Raw genomic sequence first — 19,588 nt, 5'->3', positions numbered from 1 at the left:
GCGGCGGGTGGACGGTTCGCGTGGGGCTGGGTCGGCGGCGGGCGGGGACGGTTCGCGTGCGGCTGAAACAGCGGCGGGTGGACGGTTCGCGTGGGGCTGGGTCGGCGGCGGGCGGGGACGGTTCGCGTGCGGCTGAAACAGCGGCGGGTGGACGGTTCGCGTGGGGCCGAGTCAGCGGCGGGCGGGGACGGTTCGCGTGTGGGGCCGGGTCAGCGGCGGGCGGCGGTCGTGGCCAGGGTCCACGTCACGGCGTCCTCGGCCAGGGCGGCGGGAAGAGCGGCCCAGTGGCGGTCCTGCGCGTACGCACGCCAGCGAGCGCCCGCGACGCTCCCACCCGCGGCGGCGGCCGCGGCGACCAGGGCCGGAGCCACCGGATCGCGCCCCTCGCGCCGGGCCAGGAACCCGGCGGCCAGGCCCGCGAAGACGAGCCGCCCGGCCAGCGGCGCAGCGGCCAGGCGGCTCGGCGCGCCCGGGAGCTTGTCGACCACGAACTCCCCGGCGGCCGCGGCGGCGGTGGCCAAGCGCAGGCCCCGTGAGCCGCCCCCGAACGCCACGGCCGCGGGCGCCGCGAGACTGCGCCCACCGGAGGCGATACCGAGCAGGGCGGAGCGTGCAATCAGCCACATGATCGCGACGCTACCCGCCCCGCCGGTGCGGCAAACGCGGTCCCGTGAGCCGATCGGATGAGGAGCGGAGGCGGGCCGGTTCAGCGCAGGGCGGGAACTCCCTCCGTGGTCAACGCCCGCACGACCGCCTCCGGCGACGACATCGCCGCGATCTCCACCTGCGCCCACGCGGCCGCGGCGGCGAAGATCGGGTCCTTCAGGAGGCGCGGGACGTGGGTGCGCACCGCGCGTTCCACCGCCGCGGGGTCCGGCGCGTTGACCGTGAGCGCCGCGCCCGCGTGCGTCATGTCCCCGTCCGGTGCGGTGTTCTCCAGCGAGAGGATCAGCTGCGGCAGGCCGTGGGCCAGCGCCGGCAGGGCGACGCCGGGGCCGCCCCGGGAGACCAGCACGTGGCAGCGGGACAGCACCGCGGGGTCGGGCCAGCCGGGCGTGACGAGCACGTTCGGCGGCTGCGGGCCGAGGTCCGCCGGGTCCGCGCACATCACCAGGTTGATCGGGTGGCCGTCGAGGGCGCTGAGGATCGCGGCGGCCTCGGCGGGCGAGCCCGGGCGGGCCAGGACCGTGTCGCGGTGCGGCAGGGCGTCGATGCGGGCCGTCAGCTGGCGGCGGGAACCGCTGTCGAGATCCGCCGTCAGTTGCCGGGGCGAAGCAGCCGGGTGGGGCGCGCCCCACCCGGCCGTCGTCGGTCGCAGGTCCAGGGTCCGGGTCCAGATCGGCTCGCCCGGGCGGCGCAGGGCGGGTGGGCAGACGTCCAGGTACGTGGCCTCGCGCACCGCGTCCGCCGTCGCCGGGATGCCCCAGCGGGTGAGGAGGCCGTCCAGGTGCACCGCGTACGCGTTCCACAGGACCATCGGGGGCATGATGCCCAGGCCGTGCACGACGTGCCGGGCGCCCGTCACGGCCGCGGCGACCACGCCCGCGACCTCGGCGGTGTCGGAGATGACGAGGTCGGGGGGCCAGTCCCGGGCGCGGGGGATCAGGTCCTCGGCCCGGCCCGCGGCCGAGTTCGCGAAGAAGGCGGAGCGCTGGGCCGTCGTACCGCCGCCGGGCAGCCCGGCCTCCGGCGTGCCGACGGGCCAGGTCTCCAGGCGGTGCCGGAGGAGGGGCGCGAGGACGCCCGCGCCCGTGGCGACGACCACCTCATGCCCGGCCGCCCGCGCGGCCAGCGCGAGCGGCAGGATTGTCGCGACATGTCCGGACAGGGGGCACGCACTGAACAGAATGCGCATACCGAGCTCACGCCGCCCGCCGCGGGACGGTTCAACACTGTCGGAAAAGCGTCAGCGGCGGCGGGCCGCGGCGGCGCCCGCTAGGAGGATCAGGCCGGCGCCCGCGGCCGCCAGCAGGCCGTGGTGCTGCGACGCCCACAGCTGGGGGGCGCGCCCCTTCGAGCGGCCGTCGAAGTCGCCGTGCGCGCCGAAGTCCTCGGTGCGGTCGGCCGGCCGCCAGAGGTTGCGGGGCTCGTGCGCGCCGCGCGGCTGGGGCGTCTGCTGGGAGTCGAAGCCCGTGCGGGCCAGGTACCGGTCCAGCAGGCCGGGAATGAACTTGTCCGCGATCAGCGTGCCCACCGTCGAGGCGCCCACCCAGTACTCGCGGCGCCGCGGGTGGTCGGCCGCGTACACGACGGCGCGCGCGGCCACCTCGGGCTGGTAGATCGGCGGCACCGGCTGGGCGTGGCGGCCCAGGCGCGACAGGACCCAGTCGAACTGGGGCGTGTTCACGGCCGGCATCTGAACCATCGTCACGTGGACGTTGCTCTTGTCGTGCAGGAGCTCGGTGCGCAGCGACTCGTGGAAGCCCTGGATGGCGTGCTTGGCCCCGCAGTACGCGCTCTGCAAGGGAATGCCGCGGTAGGCCAGGGCCGAGCCGACCTGCACGATCGCGCCGCGGTCGCGGGGGAGCATGCGGTCCAGGGCGGCGCGCGTGCCGTACACGTAGCCGAGGTACGACACCTCGGTCACGCGCTTGAACTCCTCCGGCTCGATCTGCGTGAACGGCGCGAACACCGACGTGAACGCGTCGTTGACCCACACATCGATCTCGCCGAGCTCCTTCTCGACCCGGCTCGCCGCGGCGTCCACGGCGTGCTGGTCGGCCACGTCGACGGCGATCGGCAGGGCGGTGCCCCCGCGGGCCTCGACGTCCTCGGCGGCCGCCTGCAGGCCGGCCTCGCCGCGCGCGAGCAGCGCCACGGCGGCCCCGCGCGAGGCGAACAGCCGCGCGGTGGCGCGCCCGATCCCGCCGCTGGCCCCGGTGATGACAACGACCTGCCCAACGCCCTGATGCCTCATACGAACACGCATACCCGCGACCAAAATCGGGAAAACCATCGGAGAGCGCTCTCCCCGAGGAATCGATGTGGGCCCTTGACAGCCGGGCCCACAAGGGGAACTCTTCAGAGAGCGCTCTCTCACCCGAAGGGCGTGTAAAGCCTCTCCGCCAAGAGGTCGCCGAATGAAACGCGTCATCCCCCTGGTCGTGGCCGTGCTCGCGGCCGGATACCTCGTCGTCACCACCCTCACCGCGTCGGCCGCGACCCAGCTGCTGTCGCAGGGCAAGCCCGCCACCGCCTCCTCCACCGAGAACGCCGGCACCCCCGCCGCGAGCGCCTTCGACGGCGACGCCGGGACCCGCTGGTCCAGCGCCTTCGGCGACCCGCAATGGATCCAGGTCGACCTGGGCGCGACCGCGACCATCAGTCAGGTCAAGCTCCAGTGGGAGGCCGCCTACGCGACCGCCTTCCAGATCCAGGTCTCGGGCGACGGCGCCGCCTGGACCGGCGTGTACAGCACCACCACGGGAACCGGCGGCGCCCAGACGCTCACCGTGAGCGGCACCGGCCGATACGTCCGGCTGTACGGCACGGCCCGCGCGACGCAGTACGGCTACTCGCTGTGGGAGTTCCAGGTGTACGGCGAGACCGGCACCCCCGGCACGTGCGGCACCACGAACGCGGCGCTCAACCGCCCGGCCACGGCGTCGTCCAGCGAGAACGCGGCCAGCCCGGCCGCGAGCGCGGTCGACGGCAACGCCGGCACCCGCTGGTCGAGCGCGTTCGCCGACCCGCAGTGGATCCAGGTCGACCTGGGCGCGAGCGCGCAGGTGTGCCAGGTGGTCCTCAACTGGGAGGCCGCCTACGCGACCGCGTTCCAGATCCAGCTGTCGGACAACGGCAGCACGTGGACGACGGTCTACTCCACCACCACCGGGGCCGGCGGAACCCAGACGCTGGCCGTGAGCGGCAGCGGGCGATACGTCCGGATGTACGGGACGGCCCGCGCGACGCAGTACGGCTATTCCCTGTGGGAGTTCGAGGTCCGCCAGATCGGCACGACGACGACAACGACAACGAGTCCGCCGGCCGGCTGTCCGTGGGTCGGTTCCACCGCGCCCGTGGCCACCCGCGTGAGCGAGCTGCTCGGCCGCATGACGACCGACCAGAAGATCGCCCTGCTGCACGGCAACGGCGCCTCGTCGCCGTACATCGGCAACCTCGACGGCATCCCGAGCCTGTGCATCCCGGGCCTGGGCCTGCAGGACGGGCCCGGCGGGGTCGGCGACGGCATGGGCGGCGTGACGCAGATGCCGTCCGCGGTGACCTCGGCGGCGACGTTCGACCCGGCGCTGGAGCAGGAGTACGGCGCGGCGATCGGGGCCGAGTTCGCCGGCAAGGGCGCGAACGTGGCGCTGGGGCCGACCCTGAACATCGTGCGCGACCCGCGCTGGGGGCGGGCGTTCGAGACGTTCAGCGAGGACCCGTACCTCACCGGGAGGATGACCGCGTCCGACATCCGCGGCATCCAGAGCCAGGGCGTGATGGCCCAGGCCAAGCACGCCGCCGTGTACAACCAGGAGACCAACCGCAACGGGCCGGCCGACAACGCCATCGTCGACACGCGCACGCTGCAGGAGATCTACCTGCCCGGCTTCCAGGCGGCGGTGACCCAGGGCGCGACCGCGTCGATCATGTGCGGGTACTCGACCGTCAACGGCACGTACGACTGCGACCACCCGTACCTGCTCAACACCGCCCTGTACCAGCAGGCCGGCTTCGGCGGGTTCGTCACCTCGGACTGGGGCGCGGCGCACTCGACCGTCCCGGCCGCGAACAACGGCATGACGATGGAGATGCCCGGCGGGTACTTCTTCGCCGACTTCCTCAGGCAGGCCGTCGCCAACGGCCAGGTGAGCACGGCCCAGCTCGACCTGATGGTGACCCGGGTGCTGACCCCGATGTTCGCGTTCGGGCTCTTCGACCGGCCGAAGACCGGCTCGCCGACGGCAAACGTGAGCACCGCGGCGCACCAGGACGTGGCCCGCCGCGGCGCCGAGGAGGGCACGGTCCTGCTCAAGAACAACGGCATCCTGCCGCTGTCGACCGGCACCACGCACTCGATCGCCGTGCTCGGCGTCGACGGCGGGGCGGGCGTGCAGAGCGTCGGCGGGGGCAGCGCCACCGCCACGAGCTCCGGAACGGTCTGGCCGCTGACCGGCATCCAGAACCGCGTCGCCGGGACGAGCACGACCGTGACGTACAACGACGGCAGCAACCTGACCAACGCCGTCAACCTGGCCAAAAGCTCCGACGTGGCGATCGTGTTCGCGAGCAACAACTACGGCAACGAGGGCTCCGACCAGACCACGATCGACCTGCCGGGCACCCAGAACCAGCTCATCAGCCAGGTCGCCGCGGCGAACCCGCGCACCATCGTGGTGCTGCACACCAACTCGGCCACCACGATGCCGTGGCTCGACCAGGTGGCCGGGGTCTTCGAGGGCTTCTACGCCGGCCAGCAGGTCGGCACGGCGACCGCGGCGCTGCTCTTCGGCGACGCCAACCCGTCCGGCAAGCTGCCCGTGAGCTTCCCGAAGAGCCTCGCCGACGTGCCCGCGCACACCGCGGCGCAGTGGCCGGGGGCGAACAACCAGGTGCAGTACTCCGAGGGCCTCAAGGTCGGCTACCGCTGGTACGACAGCCAGAACATCGCGCCGCTCTTCCCGTTCGGCTACGGCCTGTCGTACACCTCCTTCGGCTTCTCGAACCTCCAGGTCGGCGCGCTGGCCAACGGCAAGGCGACGGTCACCGCGACCGTCACGAACACCGGCGGCCGGGCCGGCACCGAGGTCGTGCAGCTGTACGTCACCGCGCCGGCGTCCGCCGGGGAGCCCCCGCGTGCGCTCAAGGGCTTCCAGCGCGTGAGCCTGGCCGCGGGCGCTTCGAGCACCGTGACGTTCACGGTGACGCAGCAGGATCTGGCGTACTGGAACACGACGGGCAACGCGTGGACGACCGCGGCCGGGACGTACCAGATCTCGGTCGGCAACTCCTCGCGCAACCTGCCGCTGACCGGGAGCCTCGCGGTCACCGCCGCGACCGTCCCGGCGAACCTGCTGCCCAACCCCTACGGCATGAGCAGCCCGGTCGGCAAGGCGGTGAGCTGGGCCTTCGGCGCCACAGCGGGTGGGTCTCAGGCCACGTACACGGCGAGCGGCCTGCCCGCCGGGCTGTCGATCAACTCGGCCGGCGTCATCTCGGGCTCGGCCACCGCGGCCGGCACGAGCACCGTGACCGTCACCGCGAGCACCGGGGCGAGCGCCACCTTCGTGTGGACGACCACCCCGTGAGATAGACCCCCTGAGGGCGGGGGAGGCGGGCCGCGCACACCAGTTGGCGGAGTGCGCGGCCCGTTTTTATCAGACCCGGCCGTACTGCAGGGCGTGCGTGAACCGCGGGTCGACCTTGGTCAGCTCCACGCGCTGCCCGTCCTGCGACACGTAGGCGCCGCTGATCACCTGGTAGTTGCTGCGCGAGGCCACGACGATGCCGACGATGAGCACGACGAGCCCCAGCAGGAACAGCATCGGCCCGGCGTCCCCGTCGATCGTGGCGATGCCGCCGACGATCAGGAGCAGGCCGAGCGCGAGCACCCCGAACCCGATGCCGAGGTTGCGCGAGCGGGCCGCCTTGCACTGGGCGCACCACGGAAACGCCGCCGCCTGGACGGTCTTGCGCAGGACCATCACCACGATGGCGTAGACGATGCCACCGAGGATGATCAGGACGGCGGCCCACGGCGGGGGCTTCGAGACCAGGCGCATCCGCTTCATCTCGATCGCGGGTTCGCCGTGGCGGGGGCAGACGTGCGGCAGGTGACCGGCCGCGACCTGCCCGGCTGGAAGCTGAATCATGCGCGGGAGGATCGCACACGAACGGGCCGTCCGGCGTCGGGCGAACGCTCAGTTCAAGATCGCCTGGTCGGCCGCGTCCCGGCCCGACTCCCAGCCCTCCCGGCTGTCGACCCGGCTGCCGCGCCCGCGCACGGTGCGCGGGAAGACCTTGGCCATCGTCTCGCGCACCTGCTCGTCGCGGGAGCGCAGCACCGGCAGCAGGTCGCTCGCCGCGGCCGCCTCCTCCAGGGCCAGCTCCGTCGCGCGGGCCAGGCGCTCGCCGATGCGCACCGCGTAGGCGACGAGGAACGACTGGCGGAACGCCTTGAGCCGGGCCCGCCCCGCCTTGCCGCCCGGCGGCTCGGTCCTTGCCATCGCGCGCCCGGCCTGCACGAGCAGCGAGGTGTACAGCAGGTCGACGACGTCGATGTCGGAGTCGAACCCGAACACAGTGGTGAAGCCGAGGTCGGGCGACCACACGGTGTGGCAGCGGTTCGCCCGGGCCACCGCGCTGAGCAGCGACGCCTTCTCGCCCTCGTACGGGTGGTCGACCCCGATCCGCCGCGCGAACGGCACCACCGCGGCGGCGCCCTCCCGCCCGGCCAGCAGCGCCTCGTCGATCGCATGGCGGGCGATGAGCTCCTGCGCCTTCGCCGTGTACGTCTCGGCCTCGGCCGGGTAGCCGGTCGACTCGGCCTTGGCCAGCAGCGCGCGCACCCGGCCGAGCAGGCGCTCGTCGACCCGGGTGCTCTTCGGCAGCTTTTTGGCCGACCCCGGCGGCGGTACCAGCACCTCGATCGCCGGCAGCTCGGCGAGCACGACGAGCAGGCCCACCAGGTCGTCGACGACCGAGACCCGGTCCAGCCGGCGCCGGGCGGTGAGCTCCGACACATAGTGCGCGTCGGCGCTCCACCACACCTTCGCCCCGAGCTCGTCGGCCTGGGAGAGCCAGCGCTCGTCGACCGTCCGGCGGTCGTACCGCCGCAGCAGCCCGGCGACCGCGTCCACGACGGCCTGGCCGAGCAGCGGGCGGTCGGTCCCGCCGCGGCGCACCACGGCCCGATGCAGCTCGGCCGGCTGCCACCCGCCGCGCGCGAGCCGTGCGACGGCGTCGGCGATGGCGGCGGACAGGGCCGGGTCGACCTCGGCGGCGGGGGCGACGGCGAGGAGGTCGAGCCCGTCCTCGTACGCCACCGCCCCGCGGACGAGGTCGTCGATCTGCTTCACCGCGCCAAATCTACTGGGCGAGCCGGGCGGGCTCGTACGCGTACAACCACGCCGTCGCCTTCTCGTAGAACATCGGCACGAAGATCCGCATCATGGCCGCCTGCATGCGGCGTTTGACCGGGCCGGCCTTCTTGGCGCGGCGGTTGTCCTCGGCGGTGCCCAGCACCTTGGCGATCCGGGGCCGCCGCTCGGCGTCGTAGCGGCGCAGCGCCCCGGCGATCGAGGCCTCGGCCTGCAGCGACGCGGCCAGCGCCAGCCCGTCCTCGATCGCCATCGAGGCGCCCTGCCCGGCCCCGACCGGGTGCGCGGCGTCACCGATGATCACGATCCGGTCGCTGTGCCACGTCTTGACCCGGTCGACGACGTGCATGGGGGTCGCCGGCTGCAGCGACACGGTGGCGGCGATGATCGCGGCCGGCCCCGCCTCCTCGCGGTAGAGGGCGGCGAGCTCGTCCAGCCGGCCGGCGCCGTCGCGGGCCGGGGGCACCGGCGAGTTGACCTGGGCCGACCACCACACCTCGGCGCCGGCGCGCAGGTGCAGGAAGGCGCCGTTGCGGGCGAAGGTCATGTTGAACACCCCGGGGTCGACCCCGTCGAGCTTCGCGACGCCGGAGACGGAGTACAGCCCGGCGTACTGCGGCACCGGCGCGGCCGGGTCGAGCACGCCCCGCACGGTCGACCAGATGCCGTCGGCGGCGACGAGCACGTCGGCGGTGTCGGTGGCGCCGCCCTCGAACGTTGCCCGCACGCCCCGCTCGGTCTCGGTGACGCCGTTGAGCCGGGCGCCGGTGACGATCCGGGCGCCCGCCCCGGCCGCGGCCTCGCGCAGCGCGGCGACGAGTCGGCCCCGCATCAGCGACACGCTGCGCAGCGTGTCGCTCTTCCGGCGGCCGCGGGCCACGTCGGCGATGAGCATGCCGCCGGCCGACCACATCCGCTGCCGCTCGATCTCGAACCCGGCCTGCCGCACCGCGTCCAGGACGCCCAGCGCGTCCACGGCCCGCAGTCCGTTGGCGGCCAGGCTGACCCACGCCCCGACGTCGCCGGCCGGGTCCTCGTACGCCTCGTAGACCGTCACGTCGGCCCCGATGCGCCGCAGCGCCAGCGCCGCCGTGGCCCCGCCGACCCCGCCCCCGATCACGATCGCTCGCATGTCGTGCCCTCCCCTTTGGCCGAACCAAGCTTCACTGAAGTCAATTTCAGTGAAAGTATGTTCAGTAGAGTGGTGCTCGTCAACCCGGGAAATCTGGAAGGATCACTCGCCATGAGCCAGGGGGTACGCAAGGCGCGGGCCGCGCAGACCCGGGCCGCGCTGCTCGACGCGGCCCGCACGCTGTTCGGCGAGCGCGGCTACCTCAACACGAAGATCACCGACATCACCGCCGCCGCCGGCCGCTCCACGGGCTCGTTCTACGAGCACTTCGCGGACAAGGACGAGCTGCTGCGGGCGCTGCTGGAGGACATCGAGGACGCCGCCGACGAGCGGATGGCGGCCACCGGGCACCCCCGCGACCACGACCTGACCGACCGCGACCAGCTGCGTGCCCACATCGGCATCGCCTGGGGGGTGATGCGCCAGCACCGGGCGATCCAGGTGGCGCTGTTCCAGTCGATGGTGGCCGCCGACCCCGCCTCGGGCCGCTCCTGGCGCGACCTGACCGGGCAGACGGCGGTGCTGCGGGAGCACCTGGAGTGGCTGCGCGAGCGCGGCCACACCCTGCCGGGTGAGCCCGAGCTGCTCGCCGCGGCCATGGGCGCGATGCTGGCCCTGGTGAGCTACGCGCTGCCGCCCGGCCACGCCTACGGCGACGAGCAGGTCGTGGACGCGTTCACGGACCTGTTGCTCAAGGGCCTTTCTTAGCGCCGTCACCCGTTCGGGATGGGGCCGCCTGATGGCTTCCTGAAATCCCGCTTAGCGCGCAGTCAGCTCACCCTTACGCATGGTCCGATCCACGCATGCACTTGACTCGCCGGCTCGCCGGGTGGATCGCCGCCACCGGGGCGCTCATCGCGGTTCCGCTCGTCGTCTGGGCCAACGTGGGGGCCGAGGCGGCCACCGACCCGCTGCTGTCCCGCGACCGGCCCGCCGAGGCGTCGTCGGCCGAGTCGGCGCAGTACGCGGCGGGCAACGCCGTCGACGGCGACGGCCGGACCCGGTGGGGCAGCGAGGAGGGCGTCGACCCGCAGTGGATCGCCGTCGATCTCGGCGCGCGGGCCTCGGTGAGCCGGGTCCGGCTGCGCTGGGAGACCGCGTACGGGCGGGCGTACGACATCCAGACCTCGGACGACGGCACCGCCTGGACCACGATCGCCGGCACCCGCGCCGGCGACGGCGGCACCGACGACCTGACCGGCCTGGCGGGGCAGGGCCGCTACGTGCGCCTGTACGGCACGGCCCGCGGAACGAAGTGGGGCTACTCGCTGTACGACTTCGAGGTCTACGGCACCGCCCCGGCCTCCGGCGACGCCCCGGCCCCGCGCCGCCCCGGCCGCGCCTCGCAGGCGGCCCCGGTGGTCACCTCCGGCGCCCCGCGCCCGTCGAAGCCCACGCCCACCGCGACGACCCCGGCCACGACGGCCGCGGGCACGGGCCTGGCCGACCCGCGCAAGAAGGACATCGCCATGCAGCTGGTCTCCTCGGCGGAGAACTCCAGCCTCGACTGGAAGGCCCAGTACCAGTACCTCGAGGACATCGGCGACGGCCGTGGCTACACCGGCGGCATCATCGGCTTCTGCTCCGGCACCGGCGACATGCTGGAGCTCGTCGAGGCGTACACGCAGGCCGTCCCCGGCAACCCGCTCGCCCGGTTCCTCCCGGCCCTGCGCAAGGTCAACGGCACCGCCTCGCACGCCGGCCTCGACGGCTTCCCCGAGGCCTGGCGCAGCGTCGTCGCCGACCCCGCGTTCACGCGGGCCCAGGACGACGAGCGCGACCGCGTCTACTTCAACCCGGCCGTCAACCAGGCCAAGGCCGACGGGCTGGGCGCGCTCGGCCAGTTCGCGTACTACGACGCCATGGTCATGCACGGCCCCGGCCCGGACGCGGACAGCTTCGGCGGCATCCGCAAGGCCGCCCTGGCCAAGGCGAAGCCCCCGGCCCAGGGCGGCACCGAGGCCGCGTACCTGACCGCCTTCCTGGACGCGCGCACCGCGGCCATGCGCACCGAGGCCGCGCACAGCGACACCAGCCGTGTCGACACCGCCCAGCGCCAGTTCCTGAAGGACGGCAACCTGGACCTGCACACGCCCCTGACGTGGAAGGTCTACGGCGAGACCTTCAAAATCTCCTGAGCGCAACCGAACGCCGGGCGACCCTTTGCACGGGTGCGTACGATCGCTGGCGTGGTGCTGGCGATCTTCGATCAGGATGAATCCCCGCGCGCGGCCGTAGCGACCGCGCCCGGGGACGGGGACGCCCGATGACCGGCCCGCTGGAGCTGTGTGCGGAGGCGCTCGCCACCGCCCGTGTCCAGGGCCTCAGCGCCGACGCCCCCATCCACGCGCTGGCCTCGACGCTGGGCGCCGATTTCACCGAGCACGCCGGCCCCGACGGCATGTACCGCGACTTCGGCGAGGTCGAGTGCCACTACGAACGCCTGGGCCCGGACGAGCCGTGGCAGGGCCGCTTCCTGGTGGTGCGCGCGGACCGCCTCCCGGCCCCGGTCCGCCTCGACGACCTGCAGGAGGAGCTGCGCCGGGTGGGCCAGGCCCTGGTCCCGCTCCCGCCGAGCCGGGCCGGCGCCACCGAGGTCACCTTCCGCGCCCCGCTGAGCGGCTCGACCGTTACCGCCGCCGACGACGACACCGTGATCGCGATCGCCGCCCCGGTCTGGCCCGTCCCGGAGTCCCCGGCGCTGCCCGAGGCCCGCTGGCGGGCGGTCTGCGAGAGCCTGCGCCTGCTGCTCCCGCTGACGCGCACCGAGCGCGCCGAGTGGCTCGCCGACCGCGTGCCCGACACCTCCGAGGCCGCCGACTGGTGGACCTCCCTGCTGCACCCGCTGGCCACCCTCCGCTTCGGCGACCCCCGGCACGCAGCCGACTGGGCCGGCCTCGAGCTGTGGTTGCTGGACCGGGCCGGGGACGCGGGCGTCTGGGCCCGCGAGGAGTGGGTCTGGCGCTGGATGTGGTTTGTCCGCAGCCTGACCGCCCGGGCCGCCGCCCCGCTCGCCGCCGACCTGACCCGGCTCAGCCTGGCCGCGCTGCCGATGACGGTCGCCCAGCTCCACACCCTGCCCCCGGACTGGCGCGCGCTGAGCGTCGCCGACCTGAGGAGAGCCCGGACCGCGCGGGCCCTCCTGTCGGTCGCGACCGCGCACGGCGCGCGGGTCATGGGCTGACGTCTCAGCGCGGCGACGCCTTGCGGTACCGCCACACGGAAAGCGGCACGAAGACCGCCACGAGCGCGACCGACCAGGCCAGCGACATGCCGATCGGGTGCTGCAGGGGCCAGGCGGCGTGGGTGGCCGCGGGCGAAGGGTTGCCGAACAGGGCGCGCACCCCGGCGACCGTCGCGCTCATCGGGTTCCAGTCGGCCACCGGGCGCAGCCAGAACGGCAGGCCCTGGGTCGGGACGAACGTGTTGGCGAGGAAGGTCATCGGGAACAGCCACGAGAACGTGGCCTGGTCGGCGATCGCCGGGCTGGCCACGGCCAGGCCGATGAAGGTACCCACCCAGATCATGGCCAGTCCGAACAGGGCCAGCAGGCCGAAGCCCGCCGCGGTGGCGGCCACGCCGCGGTGCGGCGACCAGTTCGTCAGCAGCAGCGCGCACCCCGCCATGCCGGCCAGGCCGAGCAGGCGCAGCAGCAGCTCGGCCAGGTTCCCGCCGGTCAGCACGGCCGCGCGGGCGATCGGCATCGAGCGGAACCGGTCGATGATGCCCCGGGTCATGTCGGTGCTGGTACGGATCGCGGCCTGCACCGCGGTCAGCGCCATCGTCTGCATGAAGATGCCCGGCATGAGGAACGAGCTGTAGTCACCGCCGCCGGGCAGGGCGATCGCGCTGCCGAAGACGTACGCGAACAGCACGATCATGATGACCGGGAACAGCAGGAAGCCGATCAGCTCGCCCGGCTCGCGGCGCAGGCGGGAGAAGCTGCGGCCGGCGATGACGTAGGTGTCCGAGATCATGCCGCACCGCCGGTCAGGTGCAGGAAGACCTCGTCCAGCGTCGGGCGGCGCAGCGCGATGTCGTCGACCTCGATCGCCGCGGCGGCCAGCTCGGTGGCGATGCGGACCAGCTCGTCCGACGTGACCGACAGCCGCGCGCCGGAGACGGTCACGTCGCCGCCCATGATCGCGGCGGCCGCGCCCGCGCGGGCGGGATCGCGCACCACCACGTCGACGCGCGCCCCGCCCAGGGAGCGCTTGAGCGCCAGCGGCGTTCCCGCGGCCGCGACCCGGCCCCGGTCCAGCACCACGATCTGGTCGGCGAGGCGGTCGGCCTCGTCGAGGTACTGCGTCGTGAGCAGCACGGTGGTCCCCTCCCGGGCGAGCTTCGCGACCATGTCCCAGATCTCCAGCCGCGTCCCCGGGTCGATGCCCGTCGTGGGTTCGTCGAGGAACAGGGCGGCCGGCGCCACGATCAGGCTCGCGGCCAGGTCGAGCCGGCGCCGCATGCCGCCGGAGTAGGTGCGCACGGGCCGGTTCGCGGCCGCGGTGAGCCGGAACCGCTCGAGCAGCTCGTCGGCCCGCCGCCGGGCTTCGCGCGGTTGGAGGTGGTACAGCCGCCCGAACAGCACCAGGTTGGTGCGCCCGGTCAGCACCTCGTCCACCGCCGCGTACTGCCCGGCCAGGCCCAGCTCCAGCCGCGCCCGGGCCGCGTCGCGCACCACGTCGTGCCCGGCGACCCGCGCCCACCCGCCGTCCGGGCGCAGCAGCGTGGCCAGGATGCGCACCACCGTCGTCTTGCCGGCCCCGTTCGGCCCGAGCAGCCCGCAGACCGTCCCGGCCGGCACGTGCAGATCGACCCCGTCCAGCGCGGGGCGACCGCCGAAATGCTTGGTCAATCCACTCGCTTCAATCATGACGTGTCCCCTTAACACCGTTAAGGACTTAACGGTGTTAAGGATGCCTGAACGCTGTTAAGGTGTCAACGTGCCGCTGGATCGGGAGCAGGTCATCAAGGCCGCGATCGACCTCCTGGAGGAGGTCGGGCTCGACGGGCTGTCGCTGCGCCGCCTCGCCCGCGAGCTCGGCGTCCAGGCCCCGGCCCTCTACTGGCACTTCAAGAACAAGCAGGAGCTGCTCGACCAGCTCGTCGAGACGATCGCGGCGGAGGCCCGGGCCGCCGAGCCGCCCGCGCCCGGCCAGGCGTGGGACGAGTGGCTGGCCGAGCGGGCCCGCGGGATCCGCGCGGCGCTCACCCGCCATCGCGACGGCGTCCGGCTGGCCACGGCGACGCGGCCGCAGGCCGTCCAGCTCAACGCGATCGAGCTGCAGCTGCAGGTGCTGTGCGGGGTCGGCCTGAGCCCGCGCGACGCGATGGCGGCGATGATGGCGGTCGCCAACTACGTGTCGGGCTTCACCCTCGACGAGCAGGCCGACCGGCTGCGCGCGGCCGAACCGGTCGACGAGGAGCTGGGCGTCGACGAGGTGTTCCGGTTCCTGGAGGCGTACCCCTTGATGAACGCCAGCCTCCGCGAGATCCGCGATCCGCAGAGCGACGCCAGCTTCGAGCGCGGCCTGCAGATCGTGCTCGACGGCATCCGCGCCGCCGTGGCCCGCTCCGCCCGCTGAGCGAGCAGGTAGAGCGCGCAGGCCACGAGCACGACCGCGATCGTCGCGAGCAGGGCCTGGTAGCCGGCCGCGGCGATCAGCGCGGCCCCGAGCGCGATCGACCCGGTCTGCGGCACGGTCACCGCCATCATCGCGGCCGCGAAGACCCGGCCCTGCATCCCGTCGGGCGTCGCGCGCTGGAGGCGTGTGGTGAACCCGACCGCCAGCCAGGGCAGACTGATGCCGAAGAGTGCGGCTCCCGGGAGTACCACCGCATGGGCCGGCACCGCCTGCAGCAGTGCCCCCGCGGCCCCGGCCAGCATGCCCGCGGCCATCAGGCGCGCCTCGCCCAGGCGGCGGGCCAGCGGCGCCGCGCTCGGCCCGCCGAGCAGCGCCCCCGCCCCCTGCACGGCGGCGAGCACCCCGACGAACGCGGGGGAGCGGTGCAGCCCCTGCCCGGCGACCGCGAACACGGTCGTCTCGCTGAACCCGAACACGCACAGCGCGCACGCCGCCGCCAGCACCACCGGCCGCAGCCGGGGCGAGCGGGCGATGAACCGCAGCCCGCCGCCCCCGCCCGCGATCCGCACCGGCCGCCGCTCGTCGACCTTCAGGTGCAGCAGGCAGGCGATCGGCACGGCGAAGCTGACCGCGTCGAGCAGTACCGCCGCCTTCGGGCCGGCCAGCACGAACAGCCCGGCCCCGAGCAGCGGCCCGACCAGGCGCAGCGTCTCCTGGGCGGTGCGCAGCAGGCCGTTGGCGTCGGCGAGCAGCTCGCCGGGGACGATCGAGACCAGCAGCGCCGACTGGGCCGGGGTGAGCAGGGTGTACGCCGCGCCGCACAGCGCCATCGACAGGTACACCAGCCCGACCCGCCCCGGCCCGTCCACGGCCAGCAGCGGCAGGACGGCGACGGCGGCCCCGGTGTTGGCCCACACGAGCAGCGGGCGCCGCCGGAACCGGTCGACAAGCGCCCCCGCGACCGGGCCCAGCAGCGCCGGGGCGGTGAAGCAGAAGAACACCAGCCCGGCCGCGGAGTTGCTGCCGGTCAGCGTCTTGACCCACACGCTGGTCGCCAGCCACAGGGTCGAGTCGCCGAGCAGTGACACCGTCTGCCCGAGCAGGTACGTCCGGGCCGCCGGCACGGCGAGCACGCGCTTCACGCGCGTGCGATCACGATCGGCATTACTCGATGGACGCGCACGCAGCGCGATCTGTCAACCGCTAGGAGTTACGTACGTCCCACATCCACAGGCCGCCGGTGTGCGTACCGGGACCGTAGAGCTCGGTGAGCGTGGTGCGCACGGCGGACCACTGCGCGCCCTCGGGGGCCAGGATCAGCGAGGTGTGCCAGTACGCCAGGTCCGTTCGCGCCTGCGCCCGGTCGGCGTCGGTGACCGCGGGCACCCGGTTGTAGTACATGGCCTCGGCGAAGAGCCGGTCGGTCGGGCGCGGGGCCGGCCCGGCGACGGCGTGGTGGCCGTCGATGCCGTCGGCGGGGCCGAGGAAGTACCCGTGCGAGACCTTCATGTCCGCGCCGGTCGATCCGGTCCAGTAGATCGCGGTGGGGAAGTCCCACTGCGGCAGCGGCACGATGAGCACCGTCCGGTCCGCCCCGACGTACTGCTTCCAGGTCCCCGCCGACACGAAGGCCGGAATCGGGGTCCGGTTCACGACCTTGATCGGCATCGGCGCGGCCGGCAGCAGCGCCGCCACGAGCACCGTGCCCAGGAACAGCCGCCGCGTGCGCACGGGCAGCCCGCCCAGCTCCAGCAGCCGCTGCACGCCGAGGGCCAGAATGGGTACCACCGCCCAGTTCGTCACCTCGCCGAGGCGGGTCGGCAGCAGCGTGTCGAACAGGGGCAGGTGCTGCAGCAGCCAGAACGGCCCGGGCACGTGGGTGTTGCGGCCCTGGAACTGCAGCGGCGAGCCCCAGGCGAGCACCTGGAAGCCGAGGCCGGTGATCGCCAGGGAGCGGATGAGCACGTCGTGCCACTGCCAGACGACCAGCGCGACAAGCAGCAGCACGAGCGTCCAGCCGAGGAAGCCGTGCTCCTCCGCACCCAGCGGCGCCGGAGGCTCTCCGAAGCGGCGCAGTCGCTCGGCCACGCTGTTGCTGCCGTACGAGGTCAGGCCGAGCACGTCCATGCGGAACGTGGTCATGTACTTGTCGCCGCCGTGGTACGTGCCCGGGCCGAAGAACTGGAAGTACAGCGGGTAGGCGAGCACCACCAGTGACGCGCCCGCGGTCACCCCGAGCCCGGCGGCGAGCGGCCGGATCGCGGCCCGCACCCGGTCGCGGCGCTGCACCGCGTAGAGCGCCAGCACCACCGCGATCGCGAGCGCAGCCAGGAACAGCGTCTCCTCGTTGATGAAGACCTGATAGACGACCAGCGCGGCGAGGATGAGCCCGTTGCGCACCGGGCGGCCCTCGAGCAGCTTGAAAGTGCGCCAAGCCAGCAGCGGTACCAGGAACTGCGCGACGAGGTTCGGGTGGTAGGACGCGTGCGAGGCGACCGTCGGCGCGAACCCGCCGACCAGGGCGCCCACCCACGCGGCGGTGCGGCTGGTGACGAGGTGGCGGGAGAGCAGCCAGTACCAGGCGGCCGCGGTGCCGGCGATGCCCAGCACGATCAGCAGGTCGAACGTGACCTGGGGGCCGAACAGCAGGGTGATCGGGGCGAGGGGGATCCCGAAGCCCAGCACCGTCGTGTTGGCCATGCCGTTGACGCCGAGCGGGAAGTTGTACTGCACGATGTGCAGCGGGTTCTCACCGTGCGTGATGGCGTGGGCGGACCAGGCGAGGAAGTACTCGGCCTGGGCCCGGTCGCCCGGGCTGATCGGCATCCGCCGGCCGTAGTGGGCCAGGATCGGCGCGACGATGAACAGCGCGCCCAGCAGGAAGCTGCCGAGCGCCAGCAGGTCCGCCCGGCGGCTGGTCCGCCTGGTGGTGTTATCGGCGATGCTGTCCGATTCCTCGCTCGTCGGCTGCGCCGGCGCGCCGTCGCGTTGTCGCACGATCCTGCCGGTGGTGGCCGGTGCGGTCGTGTCATCCTGGCCGGCCGTACCCGTCAGCATCGCGTGACAATATCAGCGAGCCGACTTCACCTTCATATGCGACCGCGGGGCGGACCCGTTGACCGGACCCGCCCCGCGATTTTGCGCCGTGTGGTTACCGCCCGCGCCCGGTGAACATCGGGAGGGGCGCCGGGACCGCGCCGAACGTGTCGGTCGGCCCCGGCACGGGGTTGCCGTTGATGTCGGTCGGCATCGGTACCGGGCTCATGGTGTCCGTCGGCATCGGCATCGGGTTGCCGAACGTGTCCGTCGGCTGCGGTGCGGGCGCCGCGCTGGTGCAGCTCGGCGTCGGGACCGGCGTGGGCGCCTCGGTTGGCGTCGCCGACGGGTTCGAGCTCGGGTCCTGCGTGGGCAGCGGAGCCCTTCCGGCTGTTATCGGACACCGGTTGTAGCGAGCGCCGACTATGCTGCGCGGGGTCTTCCGTGTGCCGAGGAGCTCTCATGTCTGACCCGTACGCGCCACAGCCGAACTACGACCCCTATGGCCAGCAGCCGTCCTACGGTCAGCAGCAGCCCTCGTACGGTCAGCAGCCTCCCTACAACCAGCCGCCGGCCTACGGCCAGCCGGCGTACGGCCGGCCGGCGTACGAGCAGCCGTCGTACGACCAGGGGTACGGCCAGCAGCCGCCGTCCTACCAGCAGCCGCCGCCGGCGTACCAGCAGCCGCCCCAGCCGGCCTACGACCAGGGTTACGGCTACAACCAGCAGCCCGGCTACGCGCCGCCCCCGCCGCCGAAGAAGGGCAACGGCCTCCTGATCGGCATCGTCGTCGCGATCGGGATCGTGCTGATCGGCGGCATCGGCGCCGTGGCGTACGTCATGAACTCCGACGAAATAGACACCCCCACGGCGAGCTCGACCACCACGGCGCCGCAGCCCGGGGCGTCGACCGGCGCGGCGAAGACCTCCGCGGCCGCCCCGAAGAGCCCGAAGGTCATCTTCACCGCCCCGGCCACCATCAGCAGCTGGAAGAAGCAGTCCAACCAGGACAAGGCCAAGCAGATGAGCCAGCAGATGTCCGACGCCGGCGTGCAGAACCCGTTCGCCGCGCAGTACCAGGACTCCAAGCAGACCGCGCACGTCGTCGTGGTCTGGGGCGGCACCGGCTCGGCGTTCGGCGTCGGCGGCCCGGACAAGCAGCTGAAGGACTTCTTCGACGGCGCCTTCAAGTCCCTGGGCGGCACCGGCAGCGACTCGACCCCGTTCGAGGCGGGCAAGCTCGGCGGCAAGGCCGAGTGCCAGAAGACGACCGCGACGGGCGTGACGATCTCGATCTGCGCCTGGGTCGGCAACGACGCGCTGCTCGCGTTCATGTTCAACGGGATGGAGCCGTCGGCGGCCGCCATCCAGGCGAAGCTGATGCTCCCCTCGATGGCGATCGCCGCCTAGCTCTTTCTCGTGAGCGCCGCCTCCGCGATCCGGAGCCCTTCCTGGGCCTCGATCCCGGAGGCGGCCACGACGGCCGCGTACTCCTCGGCCGCGCGCCGCACCCGTTCCAGCGCCGCCTGCCCGGCCGCGGTCACGTAGGACCCGGCCCGGCCGCGCGTCTCGATCAGCCCGGCATCTTCCAGCTCACGGTAGGTGCGGGCCACGGTGTTCACGGCCAGCCCGAGCTCGGCGGCGAGGGCGCGGATCGTCGGCAGCCGGGTGCCCACCGCGAGCGACCGGTCCCGGATCCGCGCCGCGACCTGGAGACGCAGCTGCTCGTACGGCGGCACCGCCGACTCGCCCTCGATGACGAACATCCCGCCAGTATCCCGGCGTGGTGGGCG

General features: G+C 73.4%; 17 protein-coding genes and 1 pseudogene. 7 read left to right on the top strand and 11 right to left on the bottom strand.

What is annotated here, in order from left to right; translation table 11 throughout:
- Positions 1 to 209 precede the first annotated feature (209 nt).
- The 3 genes from AB0B76_RS18010 to AB0B76_RS18000 all read right to left on the bottom strand — a co-directional run bounded on the left by AB0B76_RS18010 (position 210) and on the right by AB0B76_RS18000 (position 2,917).
- Positions 210 to 626, bottom strand: a complete 417-nt coding sequence (locus AB0B76_RS18010; RefSeq protein WP_360375952.1) for a hypothetical protein — start codon at positions 624 to 626, stop codon at positions 210 to 212.
- A gap of 80 nt (positions 627 to 706) precedes the next feature.
- Entirely contained in the window at positions 707 to 1,855 is a 1,149-nt protein-coding gene (locus AB0B76_RS18005; protein WP_360375949.1) for a nucleotide disphospho-sugar-binding domain-containing protein, read from the bottom strand.
- A 51-nt stretch (positions 1,856 to 1,906) separates the two neighbouring features.
- Positions 1,907 to 2,917, bottom strand: coding sequence for an SDR family oxidoreductase (locus tag AB0B76_RS18000; RefSeq protein WP_360375946.1), 1,011 nt, complete (start codon positions 2,915 to 2,917; stop codon positions 1,907 to 1,909).
- A 163-nt stretch (positions 2,918 to 3,080) separates the two neighbouring features.
- On the opposite strand from AB0B76_RS18000, the gene AB0B76_RS17995 reads away from it, so the two are divergent.
- Entirely contained in the window at positions 3,081 to 6,251 is a 3,171-nt protein-coding gene (locus AB0B76_RS17995) for a glycoside hydrolase family 3 C-terminal domain-containing protein (protein ID WP_360375944.1), read from the top strand.
- Between the two features lie 69 nt (positions 6,252 to 6,320).
- On the opposite strand, the gene AB0B76_RS17990 is transcribed toward AB0B76_RS17995, so the two are convergent.
- Genes AB0B76_RS17990 through AB0B76_RS17980 form a run of 3 tightly spaced genes read right to left on the bottom strand, consistent with a single transcriptional unit; the run spans position 6,321 to position 9,174 of the window.
- Positions 6,321 to 6,815 carry a hypothetical protein gene (locus AB0B76_RS17990; RefSeq protein ID WP_360375941.1) on the bottom strand — a complete coding sequence of 165 codons (495 nt, stop codon included), beginning with the start codon at positions 6,813 to 6,815 and terminating at the stop codon, positions 6,321 to 6,323.
- Between the two features lie 48 nt (positions 6,816 to 6,863).
- Positions 6,864 to 8,021 (bottom strand): DUF2786 domain-containing protein, encoded by a 1,158-nt coding sequence (locus AB0B76_RS17985; protein WP_360375939.1) that lies wholly within the window; start codon positions 8,019 to 8,021, stop codon positions 6,864 to 6,866.
- 10 nt (positions 8,022 to 8,031) lie between these two features.
- Positions 8,032 to 9,174: an NAD(P)/FAD-dependent oxidoreductase gene (locus AB0B76_RS17980; RefSeq protein ID WP_360375936.1), complete on the bottom strand. Its 1,143-nt coding sequence runs from the start codon at positions 9,172 to 9,174 to the stop codon at positions 8,032 to 8,034.
- A gap of 111 nt (positions 9,175 to 9,285) precedes the next feature.
- Between AB0B76_RS17980 and AB0B76_RS17975 the strand changes: the two genes are divergently transcribed.
- From AB0B76_RS17975 to AB0B76_RS17965, 3 genes are all read left to right on the top strand, one after another.
- Positions 9,286 to 9,882 (top strand): TetR/AcrR family transcriptional regulator, encoded by a 597-nt coding sequence (locus AB0B76_RS17975; RefSeq protein WP_360375934.1) that lies wholly within the window; start codon positions 9,286 to 9,288, stop codon positions 9,880 to 9,882.
- A 95-nt stretch (positions 9,883 to 9,977) separates the two neighbouring features.
- Positions 9,978 to 11,312: a chitosanase gene (locus AB0B76_RS17970; RefSeq protein ID WP_360375932.1), complete on the top strand. Its 1,335-nt coding sequence runs from the start codon at positions 9,978 to 9,980 to the stop codon at positions 11,310 to 11,312.
- A 128-nt stretch (positions 11,313 to 11,440) separates the two neighbouring features.
- Positions 11,441 to 12,358, top strand: a complete 918-nt coding sequence (locus tag AB0B76_RS17965) for a hypothetical protein (RefSeq protein WP_360375930.1) — start codon at positions 11,441 to 11,443, stop codon at positions 12,356 to 12,358.
- A 4-nt stretch (positions 12,359 to 12,362) separates the two neighbouring features.
- Here AB0B76_RS17965 and AB0B76_RS17960 read toward each other — a convergent pair whose 3' ends face one another.
- The gene (locus tag AB0B76_RS17960; protein ID WP_360375928.1) at positions 12,363 to 13,151 is read right to left on the bottom strand and encodes an ABC transporter permease; all 789 of its coding nucleotides are present in this window, start codon (positions 13,149 to 13,151) and stop codon (positions 12,363 to 12,365) included.
- Positions 13,148 to 14,047, bottom strand: a complete 900-nt coding sequence (locus tag AB0B76_RS17955) for an ATP-binding cassette domain-containing protein (RefSeq protein WP_360375926.1) — start codon at positions 14,045 to 14,047, stop codon at positions 13,148 to 13,150. Before AB0B76_RS17955 ends, AB0B76_RS17960 begins: the two co-directional genes overlap by 4 nt.
- Before the next feature lie 70 nt (positions 14,048 to 14,117).
- On the opposite strand from AB0B76_RS17955, the gene AB0B76_RS17950 reads away from it, so the two are divergent.
- Positions 14,118 to 14,759: a TetR/AcrR family transcriptional regulator C-terminal domain-containing protein gene (locus AB0B76_RS17950; RefSeq protein WP_360375924.1), complete on the top strand. Its 642-nt coding sequence runs from the start codon at positions 14,118 to 14,120 to the stop codon at positions 14,757 to 14,759.
- Between the two features lie 50 nt (positions 14,760 to 14,809).
- Here AB0B76_RS17950 and AB0B76_RS17945 read toward each other — a convergent pair.
- Both AB0B76_RS17945 and AB0B76_RS17940 read right to left on the bottom strand, forming a co-directional pair.
- A pseudogene (locus AB0B76_RS17945) lies at positions 14,810 to 15,883 on the bottom strand (MFS transporter); the annotation flags it as partial.
- A 79-nt stretch (positions 15,884 to 15,962) separates the two neighbouring features.
- Positions 15,963 to 17,816, bottom strand: a complete 1,854-nt coding sequence (locus tag AB0B76_RS17940; RefSeq protein ID WP_360375922.1) for a hypothetical protein — start codon at positions 17,814 to 17,816, stop codon at positions 15,963 to 15,965.
- 146 nt (positions 17,817 to 17,962) lie between these two features.
- Here AB0B76_RS17940 and AB0B76_RS17935 point away from each other — a divergent pair, with 146 nt between their 5' ends.
- Both AB0B76_RS17935 and AB0B76_RS17930 read left to right on the top strand, forming a co-directional pair.
- The gene (locus AB0B76_RS17935) at positions 17,963 to 18,208 is read left to right on the top strand and encodes a hypothetical protein (RefSeq protein ID WP_360375920.1); all 246 of its coding nucleotides are present in this window, start codon (positions 17,963 to 17,965) and stop codon (positions 18,206 to 18,208) included.
- Between the two features lie 49 nt (positions 18,209 to 18,257).
- A complete protein-coding gene (locus tag AB0B76_RS17930) occupies positions 18,258 to 19,205 on the top strand; it encodes a hypothetical protein (RefSeq protein ID WP_360375918.1) in 948 nt (315 codons plus the stop codon).
- Here the strand turns inward: AB0B76_RS17930 and AB0B76_RS17925 are convergent.
- Positions 19,202 to 19,561: a GntR family transcriptional regulator gene (locus AB0B76_RS17925; protein ID WP_360375916.1), complete on the bottom strand. Its 360-nt coding sequence runs from the start codon at positions 19,559 to 19,561 to the stop codon at positions 19,202 to 19,204. The genes AB0B76_RS17930 and AB0B76_RS17925 overlap by 4 nt on opposite strands.
- Between the last annotated feature and the right edge of the window lie 27 nt (positions 19,562 to 19,588).

The organism is Dactylosporangium sp. NPDC049140, assembly GCF_040648435.1.
Note: the sequence above shows the minus strand (reverse complement) of the source record. Positions and strands in the feature narration are given on the sequence as shown.

Bases quoted from the DNA above. Each gene is read 5' to 3' on its own strand.
- AB0B76_RS17940 (WP_360375922.1), bottom strand. From the start codon at position 17,816: ATGCTGACGGGTACGGCCGGCCAGGATGACACGACCGCACCGGCCACC.
- AB0B76_RS18010 (WP_360375952.1), bottom strand. From the start codon at position 626: ATGTGGCTGATTGCACGCTCCGCCCTGCTCGGTATCGCCTCCGGTGGG.
- AB0B76_RS18005 (WP_360375949.1), bottom strand. From the start codon at position 1,855: ATGCGCATTCTGTTCAGTGCGTGCCCCCTGTCCGGACATGTCGCGACA.
- AB0B76_RS18000 (WP_360375946.1), bottom strand. From the start codon at position 2,917: ATGAGGCATCAGGGCGTTGGGCAGGTCGTTGTCATCACCGGGGCCAGC.
- AB0B76_RS17980 (WP_360375936.1), bottom strand. From the start codon at position 9,174: ATGCGAGCGATCGTGATCGGGGGCGGGGTCGGCGGGGCCACGGCGGCG.
- AB0B76_RS17965 (WP_360375930.1), top strand. From the start codon at position 11,441: ATGACCGGCCCGCTGGAGCTGTGTGCGGAGGCGCTCGCCACCGCCCGT.
- AB0B76_RS17955 (WP_360375926.1), bottom strand. From the start codon at position 14,047: ATGATTGAAGCGAGTGGATTGACCAAGCATTTCGGCGGTCGCCCCGCG.
- AB0B76_RS17970 (WP_360375932.1), top strand. From the start codon at position 9,978: ATGCACTTGACTCGCCGGCTCGCCGGGTGGATCGCCGCCACCGGGGCG.
- AB0B76_RS17975 (WP_360375934.1), top strand. From the start codon at position 9,286: ATGAGCCAGGGGGTACGCAAGGCGCGGGCCGCGCAGACCCGGGCCGCG.
- AB0B76_RS17960 (WP_360375928.1), bottom strand. From the start codon at position 13,151: ATGATCTCGGACACCTACGTCATCGCCGGCCGCAGCTTCTCCCGCCTG.
- AB0B76_RS17990 (WP_360375941.1), bottom strand. From the start codon at position 6,815: ATGATTCAGCTTCCAGCCGGGCAGGTCGCGGCCGGTCACCTGCCGCAC.
- AB0B76_RS17930 (WP_360375918.1), top strand. From the start codon at position 18,258: ATGTCTGACCCGTACGCGCCACAGCCGAACTACGACCCCTATGGCCAG.
- AB0B76_RS17995 (WP_360375944.1), top strand. From the start codon at position 3,081: ATGAAACGCGTCATCCCCCTGGTCGTGGCCGTGCTCGCGGCCGGATAC.
- AB0B76_RS17925 (WP_360375916.1), bottom strand. From the start codon at position 19,561: ATGTTCGTCATCGAGGGCGAGTCGGCGGTGCCGCCGTACGAGCAGCTG.